This is a genomic window from Paenibacillus sp. FSL L8-0502 (genome assembly GCF_038593055.1).
GTDB lineage: Bacteria > Bacillota > Bacilli > Paenibacillales > Paenibacillaceae > Paenibacillus > Paenibacillus polymyxa_D.
This window is the reverse complement of the sequence record NZ_CP151958.1, coordinates 2145234-2165458: the sequence shown is the minus strand read 5'-3', so window position 1 is coordinate 2165458 and position 20225 is coordinate 2145234. Positions and strand designations below refer to the sequence as shown.

Sequence of the window (20225 nt, the reverse complement as noted above, 5' to 3'; positions counted from 1 at the left end):
TGGGTGCGCCTTAGACACCCAGTGTTTTGTTGATGGCTTCGATAACCCGATCCGATTGGAAAGGCTTAACGATAAAATCTTTTGCGCCAGCTTGAATGGCATCAATAACCATTGCTTGCTGACCCATCGCGGAACACATGATAACCTTTGCATTCGCGTCAATTTGTTTGATTTCCTTCAGAGCGGCAATGCCGTCCATTTCAGGCATCGTGATATCCATCGTAATCAGGTCCGGACGAAGCTCCTTGAATTTTTCAATGGCCTGTGATCCATCTTGGGCCTCTCCTACTACCTCAAAACCATTTTTGGACAGGATGTCCCGAATCATCATTCTCATAAATGCAGCATCGTCCACGATCAAAATACGGTTTGCCATCTGAAATAAATCCTCCCTAAATTATGCTTTTATTGTAATTTTTGAATACGGTCCCATTGACTTACAATATCTGTTACGCGCACACCAAAGTTCTCGTCGATTACGACAACCTCGCCCTTGGCAATCAGTTTGTTGTTTACCAAAATGTCCACCGGCTCCCCAGCAAGCTTGTCTAGTTCAATAATTGAACCTTGTGAGAGCTCCAGAATATCTTTAATTTGCTTTTGGGTCCTTCCTAATTCTACGGTGACTCTAAGGGGAATGTCCATCAATAAATTTAAATTGTTTTCATCCACTTGCGCAAATGCACCGGACTGCAAGTTAGAAAATTGTACAGGTTGTACATTTACATTACGTCCCGGTACTGCGCCGTAGTGATGAGGCGTTCCGTAAGGAGCTTGCGGCGGTACACCAGCTGGCATTCCATAACCCGGTGTTCCATAGCCTGGAGCGCCCTGCTGCCCATATCCCGGGTCTTGAGGATACATTGGCGGTTGTTGTCCATAGCCTGCGTCTTGCGGCGCCTGCGCGGCTGCAGGTGGCTGTTGATAGGCTGGTGCAGGCGGTTGCTGCGGAACGCTAGCTTGTTGCGGCACTTCGGGAGCAGCTGTTGCAGCTACCTGCTGTGCAGACGCTTGCGGTTGTTCTTCATCCTCTCCGCCATTCATTAGGATGCTCACCATTTTTTTGGCGAAATTAACAGGTAACAGTTGCATCAGCGTAGAGTCAATAAGATCCCCGATCAATAACCGGAAGGAGACTGTGATGAGCGTCTCTTCATCCGGCAGACTGGATACTCCATCACCGTGCATAGGATCCAAAATATCAATCCCCGGTGGAGAGATATTAACAAAACGATTAAACATAGTAGACATTGAGGTCGCCGACGATCCCATCATCTGGTTCATCGCTTCCTGCACAGCACTAATGTGGATTTCATTCAATTCTTCATCTGCTGGGTTTCCTTCACCACCAAGCATTAAGTCCGCTATCACTTGTGCATCACGCTTTTTGATTACGAGTGAGTTAATACCCTCGAATCCATCGACATAATTTACATGTACAGCTACGTGTGGCTTTGGAAATGCAGTTTCAAATTCAGAACGGGTAATAATTGAAACTTTAGGTGTCGTAATATCCACCTTTTGACCGAGCAGTGTGGAAAGAGCCGTAGCTGCGCTGCCGAACGTTATATTACCGATTTCCCCGAGAGCATCCTGCTCCAGAGGAGTCAGAAAATCGTCAACGGTCTTGCCTGCGGGAGTAGAATCCGTCCCCGCTTCAGACTGTTTCAGCAAGGCATCGATTTCCTCCTGGGACAAATAGTCTTTACTCGTCAATTTCTTCAACTCCTTCGTTGACAATTTCATCAATTTGTACGGCAACACGATCTCTTACCATGCCGGGACTTCCCATAAACTTCAATTTCTCGCCTACCCGGATGGATAGTCCTTCTTTGACAGGTTTGTTCAATGAAATGACATCCCCGACCGAAAGACCCAGAAACTCGGCTACATTTATCCGGGATTCACCCAACTCCGCAATAATAGGGAGCTCTGCTTTGGTGACCCGTAATCTCAAGGCGTCAATCTCTTCGGGCGCCCTTGATTTCTTTTCGGATGTAAACCACTGGTGCGTGGACAGTCTAGCCATAATAGGTTCCAATACCACATGCGGGATACAGAGGTTAATCATCCCTGTGGTATCACCAATTTTGGTACTAAGCGAAATCAGAGCAATCGTTTCATTCGGCGAGACAATCTGCATGAACTGCGGATTTGTTTCCATCGCCTCTAGGCGCGGTTCAATGTCCAGTACCGTTTTCCAAGCCTCTTGCAGGCTATCAAAGGTACGACTGAAAATTCGCTCCATAATCGTCGTCTCGATTTCGGTCAACGCAGTAACCTTTGACGGTGCCGAACCTGTTCCTCCGAGAAGCCTGTCCAACATGGCATAAGCAACGTTCGGGTGAACCTCAAGCACCATACGGCCTTCCAGCGGTTCAGCTTCAAAAATGTTTAGAATGGTCATTTTCGGAATGGAGCGAATGAATTCATCATAAGGAAGTTGCTCCACCTGAACGACATTAATTTGGACAAAAGTACGAAGCTGCGCTGAAAAATATGTGGTCAGATACCGTGCAAAGTTCTCGTGTATCCGCGTCAGACTCCGTATATGATCCTTGGAAAACCTAAGCGCTCTTTTGAAATCATAAGCGCGAACTTTCTTTTGGGTATCTTCCTTTTTAAGTTCTTCCGCATCCATTTCACCGGACGAAAGAGCTGCTAAAAGGGCATCAATTTCCCCTTGTGACAGTACATCCACCAATGTTATTCACCCCCTTACGTGTTCCTGACAAGTTCACCTGGAATCAAATGGCTGCCAGCAAAAAGTCTGTAATTTTGGCGTTCCCCAGGTGACCTTCAGGGAGCGACTTGTTGATGAGATCCGTCAGCTTGTCACTGAACTGGTCCCGGCCTTTAGCCGTTCTGAGCTCATCAGGTTTGGTGTCTGCAAGTAATTGAATAACGATGGGCTTAATACTGATGTCTTTGATTTTTTCAAAAGATTCTTTTGCTTTGGCATCGTTCAATTGAAAAGATAGGTTCATCTGAACAATGTAATCTGCGTCTGCCAGATTTGTTTTGATACCGGTAATTTCAGAGCTCACTTCCACCAATTCATCTGCTGACAATCTTGGAAGTTGTTCTGCCTGAGCAGCTTGCGCATTCGGTATGACTTCCGACTTCTTCCCGCTAAGCGCTGGTATAAGTACAAAGGCCGCGCCTGCAATCAAAGTAATCGCGAGTAAAATTGTAATGAGCCATGGCAGCATCTTCTTCATTCGTCTTCCTCCATTTGTTGCACTTTTATCGTGGCGGCATGCATGCCGATTTCACGGCTGTAACCCTTGATCAAGGAGACGACATCTGCCGCTTTTTCCAATACAATCAACCGTTTCCCCGTCACCAAAGTGACGTATGTATCCGGTGTTTCCTCCACAGTCTCAATGAGCAGCGCATTAAGCCACATAGGCGAGCCGTTCAGCCGCGTTAACGGGATCATCGTAATACCAACCTCCTGATAGGTGCGGAGGAGCCTCTACTCCTCCGCGTTTAAATGAGATTATCGTTTCAAGTTTACAACTTCCTGAAGCACTTCATCCGAGGTCGTAATGATACGCGAGTTCGCTTGGAATCCGCGCTGAGCTACGATCATTTCGGTAAATTCGCCTGTCAGATCAACGTTGGACATTTCCAGCTGACCCGCGATGATAGCTCCACGCCCCTCTGAGTTGGCTGCTCCAGGCTCAAGTGCATCAATGTTGGAGTTGACCGTTGTACGATACAGGCTGCCTCCAATTTTCTCCAAACCTTCCGGGTTAGTAACTCTGGCTATACCAATTTGCGTGCCATTATCTACTGTACCATCATCCAGCTGCTGTACAATCGTACCATCCTGCGAGATAGAGACTGCCGTAACATTGTCAGCAAGTGTGATTGGATCTCCACCCGCATCTCCTACAAAAAATCCATCTGCAGTAACCAGATTTCGGTTTGCGTCTATGTGGAAATCACCCGCACGAGTCAGATAAGGGACTTCCTGTGCATCATTCATTTTGATCAGGAAAAATCCGTCACCGTTAATCCGCAAATCCGTCGGATTATTGGTAGTCATTGCACTACCCGGAAGGTGCAGGGTATCAATTGAGCTGACGGACACCCCTAGACCAACCTGCTTGGCATTTTGACCTGCAGTTGTCGTAGCGTCAGGCGCACTTGCACCCGAACTGGTTTGGCTCAAGATATCTTTGAACATCACTCGGCTGGACTTGAAGCCTGTAGTATTTACGTTTGCAATGTTGTTACCGATAACGTCCAGCTTTGTTTGAAAGCCCTTCATGCCCGATACACCTGAATACATTGATCTCAACATTGAGTATAAATCCTCCTCTGATTGGTTGCTTAGTTGACCGCATCAGTCGATCCGCGGCTTTTTCATGGCTTTCCTATTCGGGCCAGCCACTCCATATACATTTTTATGAAATAATTACAGCACTATCTATCTGCGTAAATACGTTATCCTCCATGGACTTCTTATCCATCGCGGTAACAACTGTTCGATTAGGTACACTTACAATCAAAGCCATATCCTGCATTAAAATCAATGATTCTTTGGCGCCTTTGGCAGCTGCTTTATCCACAGCAGAGTTGATTTTCGCCATTTGGTCACTTCTCAACTCTATTCCCCGCTGCTCCAGACGCTTGGCTGCATGGTTGCTCAGCTTGAGCACCTGTTCCTGCAACACCTGACCGAACGGTCTGGCATCCTTGGATACCGAATTTACTCGGTTTTGTGAGATTGCTGCCGGGGGCACGTTGGCGGGAAAAAGGCGTCCGACCGTCATTCTATCATTCATGAGTTCTCACCGCTTCCAGTAGAGGAAGAAGATGAAGTATCCGATGTATTTGTAGCGGGAGTCGTTGTATTAGCCTGACTCACTGATGTTACATCTTTTAATGCCACCTCAGCCGCTCCCATTTTGGCATACTGCACACCGTCGCGAATAACGATAGAATCCACGATTCCACTTTTTACGGTACCCGCACCTGTTTCACCTGTGATGGAGTCTTTTTTACCTGCCTCAATCCAGCTGACTTCTTTTCCTATCAAACCGGAAGCCGTACCCAAAGACTGTCCCAATGCATTCAACTGCGTAGAAATGTTCATCAGTTGTTCCACTGAGGAAAACTGGGCCATTTGAGCGATAAATTCTTTATCCTCCAAAGGCTGCATCGGATCCTGATTTTGTAGCTGGGTGATCAAAATTTTCAGAAATTGATCTTTACCCATAGTCTTAGTATCCTTAGCACTCGCCGTTTTGACATTGTTCACATTGTAATTCGGCCAGACGTTGCTGGTGGATACATTGTTGTCTGTCGTCGTCATTGTGTTCTCACCTCCATCATTACGCTTGTGCTGTAAAGGAGCCTGTCCGATTTATATCATCTGCACGTTGTTCTGCTGTCCAGTTACGGAGTTCCTCTGCCATTTCAGCTACCTTCATAGCATCTTCGCTCTCTTCTCTACCACGAGCTTTGGAACGTTGATTGGATTGCTGCTGCTGCTGATTAGCTCCAGATCCGCGCCCATCCTGATACATATGGGAGGAAAGCGACTCATTGTGCGTGACTTCTACCTTATCCACCTGGATACCTTGGCTCTGGAGACTCGAACGCAGCTGCGACATTTGCTGTTCCAGCAAATCCTTCGCTCCGCTATGCTCAGTCATGAACTGGGCAACCAGATGACCATTTTGCATTGTCAGCTTAACCTCCAGCTGGCCCAGATGATCTGGACGAAGCATGATAGTCGCTTCCGTCAAGCCAGTGTGTTTTACAATGTCAAGTTTCTGCACTACAAATTCGGTCATCTCCTTGGCAAATTGCCGCACATGTACGACTGGTTGAGCCGGAGCCGAAGGTGTTGTTCCTTGCGTTTGTACCGAAAGCTGTCCCGCAGTCGTGATCACTGGAGTCTGATTGTCAGTTGCTGTCGAATCCGCTTGCTCAGTTGCATCTACGAATGCACTCGCTTCATCCGCTCCAGTCGTCTTAACTGCAGACTGAACGAGAATATTAGTTGATGAACGTTGCCCTTCTGAACCTTGTTGATTAGTTTCGCCTTGACTAGCTTGCTGCTGAGAAGCAACAACCTGTTTGTCTGTAGTGGCTGTAGCTACGGTCTGAGTACCATTTGTTCGATTTGCAGAAGGCTGAACTGCTTGTGAATCCCCACCATCAGCAAGTTCCACAGCTTTCATTACACCATTCCACTGCTCATCGGAAATTGCTCCCGTACCTGCCGTTGCGCTTTGGAGCGATTGTAGCAACTGTGTCACCTGGGACTTTTGGTCTCCAGAAGCCTGCTCTGCTACATTGGCAAGTTGTGACAAAGCGTCCTGCAATGCAAATCGAAGAGTAGCCGGGTTGGCTGCCAAGGCTGTTAAGCCTGTCGCCTCTGTCGTTTCTCCACCGTTTAACTGTTGATTTGTTCCGTCGCCTTGCAAAAACTGTTGTACTTGCTGAATCCAAGCTTGCAGAGTTGCAAGCAGAGCAGGATCGGCAGCTACTTGGTCATCCAACTTTTCGAGATTCTGCAGCAAAGGAGCCAGTGTTTCGACCAGCGACTCCGTTGGAGCTTCCGTGGATTCTCCAGTCGCAATAAGCGGGAGTACCATAACTAATGGAGAACCGTTCGCATCTGTGCCTGCTGAGCCCGTTTGCCCGCCTGTCATCATTTGCGTAAGTGTTTGATTAAAAGCACCCGTGGTTGCTCCAGCAGCTGTGGCTGTAGTCGTTGTTGAGGCCGTTGTACTGCTAGCTGTCTGACTGGAGCCGAGCGATACACTTTGAGAAATAAGGGTCATTTATTTTTCACCTCCCTTCATTTAAATTACTTACTGCCCATCAGTTTGTTTAAAATTTTTGCGGTCTGAGCCGCATCCTTGGCAGACATATTTTGTAGTAAAGAACCACGTGTCGAATCATCTACTGTATTTAATATGTTTAATGCCTTGTCTGGACTGATTTTGTAAGTTTGCAAAATAAGTTCGGCACCGCTCTTCTTGTCCATGGAAGCAAATGTGCTACTGATTTGAGTGCTTTGCAAACTCTTACTCGTCGTGCCAGCTGTGGTACCTTGATCCTTTTTCAGACGAGACTGCAACGCAGCAACTGACAAATCCGTAGATGGCGTTACGTTTTTCAGAGCCATAGTAATATCGGCTGCTTTTTTAGCGTCCATCTTTTGCAAAATCTTCGCACTGTTGGCAGGGTCCATGTAGCTTAGCAGCTGCACAGTCTCTTCCGTAGTCAGATTCTCCATAATCGGTGCCGCTTTACTAGCTGTCATTCCTTCATACATACTAGCAAGATCTCTGGCCTGTTTTACATAAGGATCTTCATTTGTTGTTCCACCTGTAGTTTGCGTACCAGCCTGTCCCTGCTGACTGGCCTGTAGCTGCTGTTCCTGTTGCGTTTGGAGCGTATTGACCTGATTCTGCAGTTCAGTAACCTTTTTATCTTGTGTCGTCTTAGCAGCGGTAGCCTTTTTAAGCTCCTCCGTCTGCTTGGCTAGATCTGCCTTTAACTGCTGAATGGTTGCTTCAGAACTTTCGGACTGAGCCTTTTGATCTGCCTCTTTCGTCTGTGTAGCCTTATCTTTCGGTTCAGGTACCCAATTTTTAACAACTGGTATTTTGTTCCCTAATGAAATCATTTCGCTTCTGAAGTCCATATTGAACAATGTAAGCAGGACCCCGACCAGAACGATTGTGAACACAATCGGAATCAGGAAAAACATAAACCGTTCAAATCCCCCGCCTGATTCTTTTCCTAAATCCATATCCAGTTCATTTTCTGCTAACTTCTGTGCCATCGTCTTCCTCCTCAGGCAGCTGATATGCGTATCCTATGACTTTCCGCTTACCGGGCTTTCATGGCAAATCGCACGGAAGCCATTTCATCCAGCTCGTTCTGCTCGCGCAGGAGCACTTCCTGTTGGAATTTCACGTTGGCCTTCTCTCTCGCTTTCAGCCAAACCTGTTCATCCAGCATTTTATCGGTCAAAACGGTTTGTTTGCTTTGCACATTTTGCTGCGCATATTGAACATCCCTATGCTTGCGTGTAATACATTGGTCCAGATGATTAACATAAGCCTGTAATTCCTGAATGGTAGAGAGTGGTGCGCAATCCTCGGCAGCCTTTTGGATGGCTGATATGACTCGATTCCTTTCGCCTACAAGCTGTGTTAATGTCTGCTCCTCAGCCTGCAATTGTCCAACAGCACTGGAAAGCAACCATTCGGCCTGTGACTTTTCGTTGGTTTTCAAGTCTACAACTTTCTGAAAGGAATACTGAAATCTCATCGTTCAACCTTCATCTCCTCGTAAATTCAGAAATCAAACGCTCTCTTACCTCGTCCAGCTCAGCCTTTTCATCTGTTCTTTGTCTTGTAAAATCCCATATATCCCGTATACGCTCCATGGATTCGTCAATTTCTGCATTTGAACCCTGCTGATAGGCCCCAATATTAATCAGGTCCTCCGAATCTTTGTAAATGGCCATCAAGCGCTTAATGTTCTCGGCAGCGTCTATCTGATCTCGTGGTGCGATATCCTTCATAACACGGCTAATACTCGCTAACACATCGATTGCCGGAAAATGTCCTTTGTTCGCAATCCCACGATTCAAGACAATGTGTCCATCCAAAATCCCGCGCACCGCATCCGCGATGGGCTCGTTCATATCATCACCATCGACCAGTACCGTATAGAAAGCGGTTATGGAGCCAGTAGGGCCTGTCCCTGCACGTTCTAGAAGCTTAGGTAGACTAGCAAACACGGAAGGTGTGTACCCTCTCATTGCCGGTGGCTCCCCTACGGCTAGGCCGACTTCACGTTGGGCCATCGCATACCGGGTAACTGAATCCATCATCAGCATGACATTCAACCCGCGGTCCCGAAAATATTCCGCGATCGTCGTTGCAATAAGTGCACCCTTAATACGGATTAACGCAGGTTGGTCGGAAGTTGCCACAATGACCACGGAACGTTCTAGTCCCTCCGGACCTAAATCCCGTTCAATAAAGTCCAGCACCTCGCGTCCACGTTCCCCGATCAAGGCGATTACATTCACATCAGCTTCCGTATTACGGGCAATCATTCCCATCAAGGTACTTTTACCTACACCCGAACCTGCAAAAATACCAACCCGTTGTCCTTTACCGATAGTAAGCAACCCGTCAATAGCGCGCACCCCGATACTGATTGGTTCCTGCACACGCGGACGATTCAGCGGATTGGACGGAATATTGAAGGTTGAATATCTCGCCATTCGCGAGGGAATCAATGAGCCATCCAGAGGCTGACCCAAGCCGTCCAGCACCTTGCCTAACAGTTCCGACCCGACCTGCACATTCAACGGCTTCCCTGTTCCTACTACATCACAACCGGGACCAATGGATTGCAGTTCTCCAAGTGGCATTAGAAGCACTTTATTGTCCCTGAAGCCTACAACCTCCGCTTGCAACGGCTTTGCCGTTTTACCCGGATAAATGTAACAAACATCCCCGATACTGGCATCCGGACCTTCCGATTCAACCATCAGGCCGATAACCTGCGTAACCTTGCCATTTACCCGAACCGGGTCCAGCTGGCGCAAATGATCCATGTAGCGCTGCGTATTAAGCCCCTTCATGTCTTCGCTCCTCATTCTCATGTGCCAGACGCAGTAGTTCCTTTTTGATCTCAGCTAATTGCGTATCAATCCGCGCATCCACGCTCCCAAAAGAAGAACGGATAACACAACCGCGATCTTTCACGGTACCATCAGGAATAATTTGCAGTTCTGCCTGCGAATCGACAGTTAATGACAATTCTTCTCGTGCACCTTGCACAAATGCGAAATGCTGAGGCGACACACACAATGTAATGGTTCCTTTTTCCCGCTTACGAGCCAAATTTTTACGAATTAATTCTATCGTGTAGTCCGGCTCAAGGCTAAGCTGTTTCTCAATGACCTTCTCAGCAATAGCACTACTCAGTTCAACCAGAAAAGGCTCAGCTTCCTGAATTAGTTGTTCCTTTATCTCATAGGCCTGACGTAGAATATCCTGTGCTTCTTCCATCATCTGCTCTGATTTCGTCTGAAGCTCGGCCTCAGCCAGCTTCTGACCTTCTTCATATCCTTGCTGAAACCCATCAGCCTTTAACGACTGAGTCAGCTGATCGTCATGCTCGCGTCGCTCCTGCCACCAGGCTTCAATCTGCTGCTGCGCCTCCTGAAGCATCCGTTCCGCTTCTTCAGCTGCCTCGCGAACCTGACGTTCGGCAAAATCCTTAGCATCTTTCAGCATTTCATCCCGTAGCCGTTCAGCCTCATGATCTCGCTGAGGCTCCGGCTCCGTATATTCAGTTGTGATTTCTTCGTCCGTCGTTTCTGGCGCATACGTATGTGCCACATCAATTGTTTTCAAAGCCTCTACAGGAACATATTGGAAAGATTTGATCAAGTTAGACAATGATGTCATCTCCTCCGCCGCGTGCGATTATAATCTCACCGGCCTCTTCCAATCTGCGGATCGTCGATACGATACGTGTCTGTGCTTCTTCCACATCACGCAACCGCACCGGTCCCATGTACTCCATTTCCTCTTTGAAGGTTTCTGCCATACGTTTCGACATATTTCGGAAAATCACATCACGCACTTCTTCACTGGATACTTTAAGCGCCAATTGCAAATCTGCATTGTCGATATCGCGGACAATGCGCTGAATGGAACGGTTGTCCACATTGACGATATCCTCGAACACGAACATTCTTTTCTTAATTTCCTCAGCCAGTTCTGGATCTTGAATTTCAAGCGAGTCGAGAATCGTACGTTCGGTTCCGCGGTCTACGCCATTCAAAATCTGAACAATGGACTCGATACCACCTGCATTCGTATAATCCTGCGTCGCGGTTGCAGACAGCTTTTGCTCCAACACTCGTTCCACCTGGGAAATAACTTCCGGAGATGTACTGTCCATGACAGCGACACGCCGGGCCACATCTGCCTGCTTTTCCTGTGGCAGAGACGACAGAATTGCAGCCGCCTGCTCGAATTGCAAGTACGAAAGCACGAGAGCAATCGTTTGCGGATTCTCATTCTGTATAAAATTCAATATCTGGTTTGGATCAGCTTTGCGGGCAAAATCGAAGGGTCTTACCTGTAACGTCGCTGTTAGACGGTTAATGACCTCAACTGCTTTTTGCGATCCGAGTGCTTTTTCCAATATTTCTTTAGCGTAATTAATACCGCCTTGGGAAATGTACTCCTGAGCCAAACAAATTTGATGAAACTCGGCCATGATGGAGTCCTTCTCAATGGCATCGACCTTCCGCACATTGGCAATTTCCAATGTAAGTTGCTCGATCTCCTCATCACGCAAATGCTTGAATATTTGAGCAGATACCTCTGGTCCCATTGTGATCAGAAGTATAGCTGCTTTCTGTCTTCCCGTTAAACCTTGACTGCTTGCCTTTGCCAATGAACTCACCTCTATTCGTCAGCCAGCCATGTACGAAGCAGATTGACGAATTCGTCGGGTTTCTTTTTCGCCAGACTTTCAAGCTGTTTACGCACTTGACTTTCATTTGTCACACTTTCCATGGTAATAGACGGGAACTCCGTCGGCGTTGGCATAAGTTGCAATTCTTCATCCAACTCTTCTTCCTGCTTACGACGACCGCGTACGATGAGGAAGATTACACCCGCCAGCAGTGCCAGAACAGCAGCTCCGATGCCCCATAGCCAAGGGTTGGAAGCTGAGAAGAATGTATTTGTGCTCGCAGGCGCCGGAACTGCTTGTGAGAACACCGAAACCTTCTTAGCCAAATCAGCGTCTGTAATTGTAGTACCAGAATTCGCCAACGACGCTCTTACGATATTAACCAAAATATTTTGAATTGCTGTCTGAGTTGCAGTATCCAACGTTTGCTGACCTGTTGGTGGTTCAACTGCTACATTAATGGTTAAATCTTTTACAGTATACGGACTTTGGATAATATCCCTTGCAATTCGGTTAACTTCGTAGTTAATCGTACTTGAGCTCTTATCTGAGCTGGTATTGCCGGAATTAGCTCCTCCGGGGTAGCCCGGAACATCCTGTGTTCCTGTTCCTGCAACTCCTCCGGTTTGTCCACTACTACCTGTATAGCTTTCCTGAATTTGTTGGGCGCTAATTTCAATACCCTTCATTTTCGTTTGGTCAACAGGTGTGACCATTTGTTCCTTTGATGTTACTTTGTCGAAATTTAGCTGGGACATCACAAGTACATTTACCTTGTCGTCTCCAACAATTTTCGACAAAAATTGTTGAACATTATTCCTTACATCGCTCTCAAACTTCTTCTGTAGAGCCATGTTTTCTTGAACACCACTAGTGAGCCCACCTTGGCCGCCCTTGGCCGTTGGAATCAACTCATATTCCTTATTAGTGATCGTAATGTTTTCCACTGGAAGATTCGGTACGGCCGTTTTTACCAGATTAAAGTATCCATCGATCGCCTGCTGATTTGGAGTAAAGCCAGGCTCGAATTCCATTTGAATCGAAGCGGAGGCTTTGTCCTTTTCCTCAAGTCCGGCAAAAATGTTTTCCTTTGGCATATTAATGACAGCTTTGGAGCTTTGGACACCATCCATCCGTTCCAACAGTTGCTGTATTTCGCCGTTCAATGCATTATTGTACTTCACATTGAACTCGTTCTCCGTCATGCCAATGGCAGAGGAGGACTGGTCAAAAGCGCTCATGCCGATTGAACCCTTCTGAATCAGGCCTTGAGACCCAACATCTACCTTCGCCTTATCCGCATTAGCGGTTGGGACTGAGATTTGTGTCCCACCAGCATTAAGTTGATACGGTATACCCGCAGAATCGAGATATTTAATGACTCCGGCAGCATCGTTAGCATTTAAATCCCGGAAAGCCACTTCATACTCGGTTTTGGTAAACTGCATCGTTAGCACTACAACAGCGATAATGATGAATGCTAATGTCGAAACAAGTAATATCTTCTGTTTTTTGCTAAAATTATTCCAATACCCGGAAATCTTATCCCGATATTGGGCGATTCTCTCGTTCACTCCGTCACCCCATCCGAAACTTTGCTAAACCCTCTTTACATCTGTGTACGCATGATCTCCTGATAGGCTTCGATCGCTTTGTTTCGGACCTGTGTAGTAAGCTGCAGGGAAAGCAGCGCTTGTTGGGAAGTGATCATGACCTGATCTACATCAACTTTGCCTGCCATGAATTGGTCGGACATCTGGTGCGTAGCGGCTTCCTGCTGCCCTACTTCATTGAGAGCATCCTTTAGGAAGGAACCAAAGTCCTTCAAGGATTCGGAAGGCGTCGCTTTCGCCAACTCATTGTTAGGCGATTGAATCTGCTGTATTACCGGTGTCTGTACATTAAACATGGCGTTCTGAATCATGTTTTACTCTCCCTATTAAGTAATTAGTAGTCCTAGAGCTTAGCGACCGATTTCAAGCGCTTTGGAAACCATAGCCTTTGATGCATTCAGAGCTGTTACATTGGCTTCGTATGAGCGTGTTGCGGAAATCATGTCGACCATTTCTTTCATAATGTCTACATTAGGCATATATACATAGCCATCTTTATCAGCATCCGGGTGACCCGGATTGTACACAGGCTTCAAAGGTGACTGATCTTCCTGAATTTGCGAAACCTTAACGCCAGCAGCGCTAGTTCTACTTCCTTCCATTTGAGCCTTCAAAACATCGGCAAAGCCAGATTGGTTCGGCTCCAAAACAACCGTTTTTCTCCGATATGGAACTGCTTGTCCATTCTCTACTTTCGCCCGAGTTGTCTCTGCGTTGGCAATGTTGCTAGATATAACGTCCATCCGCAACCGTTGGGCCGTAAGAGCAGACGCACTAATATCAAAGCCGTTGTTAATCTTCACCTATTCCTATCTCCCTTCTACCGCTGTTCTCATCATCTTGATGCGCTCATTAATTTCTTGGATGTAGGTATTATATCTTAGTTGATTTTCAGCCATAAGACTCATTTCTCTGTCGATATCTACGTTGTTCATATTGTTATTCATGACTGAGTACCCATCTTTGGTGACCGTGGCATCTGGAATGGAGTTCACAGGTCCTATTTGAAAATGTCTTGAATTGGTTACTTTTCCACGTAGTGGTGTGACATCCCCGTCCATTTGCTGCTGAAGCAGTTCTTCAAATGAAACCTCCGAACGCTTAAAATACGGGGTATCCGCATTGGAAATATTGTCAGCCATCACACGTTGTCTCGTATTTGCCGCCTGTACACCTGCCTGAAGCTTTTGAAAGCTCATATCACCCAGCAGATTCATTTAGCTCCTCCCTCCCAGCGTCTACTCCAAAGTAAGATTCAATAAAACAAGATTTTTCACTTTTTTTCGACAATAAAATTTCATAATTATACATTTCTTTTAGGTCTTAAGTAGAAAATAATAACTTTCTGTCATATATTCTAAGTTTCGTAGAGTTGGGACCTAATTACAATAAGAAAAAAGCCCTATCTTTTTAAAAAAAGAGGGCTTTAGATGCATAAATTGTTAAATTTTTCAGGTTTTTTTCAAGAAAATGAATGTTTTCTTAGCACTTTACACCTGTAAAAGATTATACGTCCTACTTTTGGAATAGACAGAAAAATCATCAACTTGACCATTATCTAGGTCTAAATGACGGTGCAAGATAGTGTTATTCTGGACCACACACCCTATTTTTAGAAAACCCTATTCATAAAATATACTGACTAAGGTCCCTGTTTTGGGCAATATCTCCCAGCTTCTCACGTACATATTCCGGGGTAATGATCATACGATCCAATGTAAGCTCTGGTGCTTCAAACGACAGATCCTCCAGCAGCTTTTCTAGAATGGTATGCAAACGACGTGCGCCAATATTTTCGGTGTTGCGATTTACAGACTCAGCAATACTGGCAATCTCACGAATCGCTTCCGCAGAAAATTCGACTTCAATCTCCTCGGTACGGAGTAGATCAGTGTATTGCTTGGTCAGCGCATTTTTAGGCTCCGTCAGTATCGACACAAACTCATCCAAAGTCAGGCTACTTAATTCCACACGGATTGGAAAACGGCCCTGAAGCTCAGGGATCAGGTCAGATGGTTTTGCAACATGAAAAGCTCCTGCAGCAATAAACAGAATGTAATCTGTTCTTACCGGACCGTATTTGGTCATGATGGTAGATCCCTCGACAATAGGTAAAATATCGCGCTGGACGCCTTCTCTCGACACATCGGGGCCACTCCCCTTACCCTGGCTGGCAATCTTATCTATTTCATCGATAAAAATAATACCCGATTGCTCAGCACGCTTCACAGACTCCTGAATCACATCGTCCATATCGATCAATTTGGCGGCTTCATCTTGAATCAACACCTTGCGAGCTTCCTTGACTGGCAGCTTGCGCTTCTTCGTCCGCTTGGGCAGAAAACTTCCGAACATCTCCTGCATATTCATACCCATTTGTTCATTCCCTTGCCCAGCAAACATATCGAGCATATTGGGTGCAGTATCCTCCACATCAATCTCTATGACATCATCCTCAAGCTTACCGGACAACAGATCGAATTTAACCTTACGGCGCTTTTCTGCCAAAGATCCATCCTGTTGTGGTGGTTCTTCTTCTATCGAAGTTCCCGTGTTATTGCCAAACAGCATTTCAAAGGGATTACGTTGCGATTTGTTTGACTTTTCTGCAGGTACAAGGATGCTGACAATCCGTTCATTTGCCATGTCCTCCGCTTTGTCCTTCACATTCTCTGTTCGTTCCGACTTGACGATGCGAATGGAGGTTTCCATCAGATCACGCACCATGGATTCCACATCACGACCGACGTAACCCACTTCTGTAAATTTGGTCGCCTCTACCTTGACAAAAGGAGCCCCTACGAGCCGTGCAAGTCTACGTGCAATTTCAGTTTTACCCACACCAGTTGGTCCGATCATCAAAATATTTTTAGGCACAATTTCATCCCGGATGTCATCCGGCAGCTTGCTACGCCGATAGCGGTTGCGCAAGGCAACAGCAACAGATTTTTTTGCTTCCTTTTGTCCGACAATATACTTATCCAGCTCGGATACCACTTGTCTGGGCGTCAACGATTGATTATTCATTTTGCACTCCTCCACCCTTGAATACTCAGAGCCGATTTACAGTTCTTCCACGATAATCTGATTGTTCGTATACACACATATTTCCGAAGCAACCTCTAGCGCTTCCCGTGCCATGTCCTTTGCTTCCATGCCAGAGCCATGGCGTTTGAAAGCGCGGGCAGCAGCCAATGCAAAATTGCCACCTGAGCCAATGGCAAGCACATCATCATCCGGCTCGATAATTTCGCCGCCTCCAGAAATGAGCAGCATCCCGGAAGAGTCCATCACAATCATAAGCGCTTCCAGTTTACGCAGGATACGATCCTGACGCCAGTCCTTGGCCAGTTCCACGGCTGCTCTTTGAAGATTTCCGTGGTGTTCCTCTAGCTTATTTTCAAACTTTTCAAATAACGTGATAGCATCGGCCACCGAACCCGCAAATCCTGCAACGACCTGACCACGATACAATCTGCGTACTTTTTTTGCCGTCTGCTTCATTACAACACTGTTACCGAACGTTACCTGTCCATCACCCGCAATAGCTCCTTTGCCATTGTGGCGTACAGCGCAGATGGTGGTAGCATGAAAGGACATATCCATAACGCGCTCCTCCTTTTCCTTCATCCCTATGCCTGTACTTCAGCTGATATAACTCCCGTTTCATTGATATAACCGCGCAAACTTTCCAACGCGCGACTAGCGAGAGCTTCATTCTTTTCCTTTTTGTTACGAATCCGTTTTTCCAACTTTGGAAGCAAACCAAAGTTTGCATTCATCGGTTGAAAATGTTTAAAATCAGCGGTCGTAATATACCGCGCCATGCTGCCTAATGTCGTTTCTGCAGGAAATACAAACATTTCCTGTCCACGTGCTGCTCGTGCCGCATTCATCCCGGCCAGCAGACCAGAAGCTGCCGACTCCACATATCCCTCTACACCGGTCATTTGTCCGGCGAAGAATAGATTACTTCTTCCCTTGAACTGATAGGTTGGATGAAGTTGCTGCGGTGAATTAATAAAGGTATTGCGATGCATCACACCATAACGTACAAACTCTGCCTCTTCAAGACCCGGAATCATTGAAAATACACGCTTTTGCTCCCCCCATTTGAGGTGAGTCTGGAAACCAACCAGATTATACAGCGTTCCTGCAGCGTTGTCCTGCCGAAGCTGAACAACTGCGTGAGGCAGTTCACCTGTATGCGGATTTACGAGACCCACAGGTTTCATAGGTCCGAACAATGCCGTTTGTTTCCCACGTTGCATCATCACTTCGATGGGCATACAGCCTTCAAAATAAATTTCTTTTTCGAATTCCTTGACTTGCGCTACCTCAGCCGTAATCAGAGCCTCATAAAAAGCATCAAATTCCGCTTCGTTCATCGGACAATTCAAGTACGCTGCTTCTCCCTTATCATAACGGGAAGCCAGATAAACCTTGCTCATGTCGATAGAGTCCTTTTCCACAATCGGGGCCGCCGCATCGTAAAAATAAAAATACTCCTCTCCCATCAGTGATTTAATCTGTTCCGACAAAGCTGGAGAAGTTAAAGGCCCCGTCGCAATAACCACAATACCGTCCTGTGGGATTTCCTGAAGCTCTTCATTAACAACCTCGATCAAAGGATGTTGATGAAGCGTATCAGTAATATGACCGGAAAATCCGTCACGATCTACTGCCAATGCACCGCCAGCCGGAACAGCATGACGATCTGCTGCGCTCAGAATCAAGGAGTTCAGTATTCTCATCTCTTCCTTCAGTACGCCTACTGCATTCGTTAGGCCGTTTGCCCTCAAGGAATTACTGCATACCAGTTCGGCAAATTTATCTGTATGATGTGCTGGTGTTTTTACAACCGGCCTCATTTCATATAACTTGACTGGCACTCCACGGCTTGCAATTTGCCAGGCAGCTTCGCTGCCCGCCAAGCCTGCTCCGATGACCGTTACCTTTTGTAGTTCACTCACGTTTAAATCCCCCTGCTAATGTTGTTCTTAAGAAGTCTCTACACTCTCATCGCTCTCTTCCAGCATTTCGCTGTGATCGCAGACAGTACAGTTGAGCTTCGTTCCTTGTTTCGTACGTTTTTCAACCATTAGGCTACTGCAACTTGGGCAAGGCTTAATGGACGGTTTATCCCAGGATACAAAATCACATTCCGGGTAGCGGTCACATCCGTAAAAGATACGTCCCTTTTTACTTCGTCGTTCGACAACATGTCCCTCACCGCATGTAGGACAATCAATCCCGATATCCTTAACAATTGGCTTTGTGTTACGGCAATCTGGAAAAGCAGAACAGGCCAGGAATTTACCAAATCGGCCAAGCTTATAGACCATTTGGCTGCCACACTTATCACAAATAACATCGGATACTTCATCTTTTATTTCAATTTCTTTCATTTCTTCTTCAGCCACTTCAAGTCGCTTCTCGAATGACTCGTAAAAGTCACTCAACACTTTGACCCAATTACCTTCGCCTTCTTCGACGTGGTCAAGATCACCTTCCATATGAGCTGTAAACTCCACATTCAAAATCTCTGGAAAGAACTCCTCCATCTGTTCGATGACCAATTCGCCCAGCTCTGTAGGGAAAAACTTCTTCTCTTCAATAGCAACGTACCCACGTTTCTGAATGGTTTCCAGCGTCGGCGCATACGTACTTGGACGTCCTATACCCAGTTCTTCCAGCGTCTTAACAAGTCGCGCTTCCGTATAACGGGGAGGCGGTTGTGTAAAATGCTGCTTCGGCTCAACTGCTTCTTTTTTTAATTTATCGCCTGGTTGAAGTGGTGGCAGCAGTTTATCTTCTTCGGTTTTACCGTCGTCATTTCCCTCTACATACACTTTCATGAAACCTGGAAAACGAACCTTCGAACCTGCTGCCCGGAATATCGTCTCACCCGCTTCAATATCTACGGACAAAGTATCCATAATAGCAGAAGCCATCTGGCTGGCCATGAAACGTTCCCATACCAATTTGTACAAACGGAACTGATCCCGACTCATAAACGGTTTAACTGTTTCCGGTTCGCGTAACGCAGAGGTTGGGCGAATCGCTTCATGCGCATCTTGGGCGTTGGCCGCTTTTTTTGAATATTGACGAGGAGTTTCAGGTACAAAAGCTTCGCCATATTTTTGAATAATTAATTCTTTCGCTTCCTCTTGAGCTGAAGCGGCGATCCGTGTGGAATCCGTACGCATATACGTAATTAGACCCACGGTCCCTTCTTTACCTAAATCCACACCCTCATATAGCTGCTGAGCTACAGACATCGTTTTAGAAGCACGGAAGTTGAGCTTCCGAGCCGCCTCCTGCTGCAAGGAACTTGTTGTGAATGGAGGAGAAGGATTGCGTAAACGCTCTTTCTCTTTCACATCGCGCACCTTGTAAGACGATTTTCCGATAGCTTCCAACACTTCTTGTACATCCGCTTCGCTGGAGAGTTCTTTCTTTTCACCGCGCAGCTTATGAAATTTCGCTTCAAAGGTGCTGTCTTTAATAGCTAGTTTAGCTGTAATCGTCCAGTATTCTTCTGGTACAAACTCACTGATCTCGTTTTCCCGGTCCAGAATAATTTTCACCGCAACCGACTGCACACGCCCAGCGGATAGGCCCTTTTTCACCTTTTTCCAGAGCAACGGGCTGATTTTGTAGCCTACAAGTCGATCCAGTATCCGTCGTGCCTGTTGAGCATTGACCAAATCCATATTGATTTTACGGGGTGTTTTAAAAGCATCTTTGACAGCCTGCTTTGTAATTTCATTAAATACCACACGGCAATCTGCCGTATCGTCCAGTTCCAGCGCATGCGCTAGATGCCAGGCAATAGCCTCACCTTCGCGATCCGGGTCAGCCGCCAGATATACTTTTTTCACTTTTTTTCGGGCATCCTTTAATTCTTTTAGAATTGAGCCTTTACCTCGAATGGTAATGTATTTGGGATTAAAATCATTTTCGACCTCTACGCCGATCTGACTCTTCGGTAAATCCCTGATATGACCCATGGAAGCCTTGACGATATATTTGCTGCCTAAGTATTTGCCGATCGTCTTCGCCTTGGAAGGCGATTCCACGATGACGAGTGAATCCGCCATAGGCTCTTCCTCCTCTCAA

22 protein-coding genes are annotated in these 20225 nt (G+C 46.4%); all 22 read right to left on the bottom strand.

From position 1 onward, the window contains the following. Positions 1-10: 10 nt before the first annotated feature. A complete protein-coding gene (locus tag NSQ57_RS09835) occupies positions 11-376 on the bottom strand; it encodes a response regulator (RefSeq protein WP_010346372.1) in 366 nt (121 codons plus the stop codon). A gap of 29 nt (positions 377-405) precedes the next feature. Continuing rightward, positions 406-1716 (bottom strand): flagellar motor switch phosphatase FliY, encoded by a 1311-nt coding sequence (fliY, locus tag NSQ57_RS09830; RefSeq protein ID WP_029516999.1) that lies wholly within the window; start codon positions 1714-1716, stop codon positions 406-408. Then, entirely contained in the window at positions 1706-2704 is a 999-nt protein-coding gene (gene fliM, locus NSQ57_RS09825) for a flagellar motor switch protein FliM (protein ID WP_029516998.1), read from the bottom strand. The genes fliY and fliM overlap by 11 nt, the downstream gene beginning before the upstream one ends. Before the next feature lie 43 nt (positions 2705-2747). After that, the gene (locus NSQ57_RS09820; RefSeq protein WP_023988194.1) at positions 2748-3221 is read right to left on the bottom strand and encodes a flagellar basal body-associated FliL family protein; all 474 of its coding nucleotides are present in this window, start codon (positions 3219-3221) and stop codon (positions 2748-2750) included. Beyond that, the gene (locus NSQ57_RS09815) at positions 3218-3442 is read right to left on the bottom strand and encodes a flagellar FlbD family protein (protein ID WP_013309896.1); all 225 of its coding nucleotides are present in this window, start codon (positions 3440-3442) and stop codon (positions 3218-3220) included. Before NSQ57_RS09815 ends, NSQ57_RS09820 begins: the two co-directional genes overlap by 4 nt. 60 nt (positions 3443-3502) lie before the next feature. Continuing rightward, positions 3503-4312, bottom strand: a complete 810-nt coding sequence (gene flgF, locus NSQ57_RS09810; RefSeq protein ID WP_342425957.1) for a flagellar basal-body rod protein FlgF — start codon at positions 4310-4312, stop codon at positions 3503-3505. A 103-nt stretch (positions 4313-4415) separates the two neighbouring features. After that, a complete protein-coding gene (locus tag NSQ57_RS09805) occupies positions 4416-4796 on the bottom strand; it encodes a TIGR02530 family flagellar biosynthesis protein (protein ID WP_039274704.1) in 381 nt (126 codons plus the stop codon). Further along, positions 4793-5326 (bottom strand): flagellar hook capping FlgD N-terminal domain-containing protein, encoded by a 534-nt coding sequence (locus tag NSQ57_RS09800; RefSeq protein ID WP_318626667.1) that lies wholly within the window; start codon positions 5324-5326, stop codon positions 4793-4795. Before NSQ57_RS09800 ends, NSQ57_RS09805 begins: the two co-directional genes overlap by 4 nt. Before the next feature lie 19 nt (positions 5327-5345). Next, complete coding sequence (locus tag NSQ57_RS09795) at positions 5346-6806, bottom strand: flagellar hook-length control protein FliK (protein ID WP_029516994.1); 1461 nt, start codon at positions 6804-6806, stop codon at positions 5346-5348. A 26-nt stretch (positions 6807-6832) separates the two neighbouring features. Continuing rightward, complete coding sequence (locus NSQ57_RS09790; RefSeq protein ID WP_029516993.1) at positions 6833-7816, bottom strand: kinesin; 984 nt, start codon at positions 7814-7816, stop codon at positions 6833-6835. Positions 7817-7863: 47 nt separating this feature from the next. Continuing rightward, positions 7864-8307 carry a flagellar export protein FliJ gene (gene fliJ, locus NSQ57_RS09785; RefSeq protein ID WP_029516992.1) on the bottom strand — a complete coding sequence of 148 codons (444 nt, stop codon included), beginning with the start codon at positions 8305-8307 and terminating at the stop codon, positions 7864-7866. Positions 8308-8317: 10 nt separating this feature from the next. Beyond that, a complete protein-coding gene (gene fliI / locus NSQ57_RS09780; RefSeq protein ID WP_029516991.1) occupies positions 8318-9637 on the bottom strand; it encodes a flagellar protein export ATPase FliI in 1320 nt (439 codons plus the stop codon). Then, entirely contained in the window at positions 9624-10460 is an 837-nt protein-coding gene (locus tag NSQ57_RS09775) for a FliH/SctL family protein (RefSeq protein WP_029516990.1), read from the bottom strand. Before NSQ57_RS09775 ends, fliI begins: the two co-directional genes overlap by 14 nt. Then, positions 10453-11469 carry a flagellar motor switch protein FliG gene (gene fliG / locus NSQ57_RS09770; protein ID WP_013309887.1) on the bottom strand — a complete coding sequence of 339 codons (1017 nt, stop codon included), beginning with the start codon at positions 11467-11469 and terminating at the stop codon, positions 10453-10455. Before fliG ends, NSQ57_RS09775 begins: the two co-directional genes overlap by 8 nt. Before the next feature lie 11 nt (positions 11470-11480). Next, positions 11481-13064 carry a flagellar basal-body MS-ring/collar protein FliF gene (gene fliF, locus NSQ57_RS09765; protein ID WP_013309886.1) on the bottom strand — a complete coding sequence of 528 codons (1584 nt, stop codon included), beginning with the start codon at positions 13062-13064 and terminating at the stop codon, positions 11481-11483. A 35-nt stretch (positions 13065-13099) separates the two neighbouring features. Next, entirely contained in the window at positions 13100-13414 is a 315-nt protein-coding gene (gene fliE, locus NSQ57_RS09760; protein ID WP_029516989.1) for a flagellar hook-basal body complex protein FliE, read from the bottom strand. A 39-nt stretch (positions 13415-13453) separates the two neighbouring features. Next, positions 13454-13906, bottom strand: coding sequence for a flagellar basal body rod protein FlgC (gene flgC / locus NSQ57_RS09755; protein WP_029516988.1), 453 nt, complete (start codon positions 13904-13906; stop codon positions 13454-13456). A gap of 6 nt (positions 13907-13912) precedes the next feature. Next, positions 13913-14320: a flagellar basal body rod protein FlgB gene (gene flgB, locus NSQ57_RS09750; protein WP_013309883.1), complete on the bottom strand. Its 408-nt coding sequence runs from the start codon at positions 14318-14320 to the stop codon at positions 13913-13915. A 409-nt stretch (positions 14321-14729) separates the two neighbouring features. Next, positions 14730-16130, bottom strand: coding sequence for an ATP-dependent protease ATPase subunit HslU (gene hslU / locus NSQ57_RS09745; protein ID WP_342425956.1), 1401 nt, complete (start codon positions 16128-16130; stop codon positions 14730-14732). Between the two features lie 36 nt (positions 16131-16166). Continuing rightward, complete coding sequence (hslV, locus tag NSQ57_RS09740; protein ID WP_013309881.1) at positions 16167-16709, bottom strand: ATP-dependent protease subunit HslV; 543 nt, start codon at positions 16707-16709, stop codon at positions 16167-16169. 26 nt (positions 16710-16735) lie between these two features. Next, on the bottom strand, positions 16736-18076 hold the full coding sequence (gene trmFO / locus NSQ57_RS09735; RefSeq protein WP_039274718.1) for an FADH(2)-oxidizing methylenetetrahydrofolate--tRNA-(uracil(54)-C(5))-methyltransferase TrmFO: 1341 nt from the start codon (positions 18074-18076) through the stop codon (positions 16736-16738). Positions 18077-18103: 27 nt separating this feature from the next. Then, a complete protein-coding gene (gene topA, locus NSQ57_RS09730; protein WP_029516985.1) occupies positions 18104-20206 on the bottom strand; it encodes a type I DNA topoisomerase in 2103 nt (700 codons plus the stop codon). Between the last annotated feature and the right edge of the window lie 19 nt (positions 20207-20225).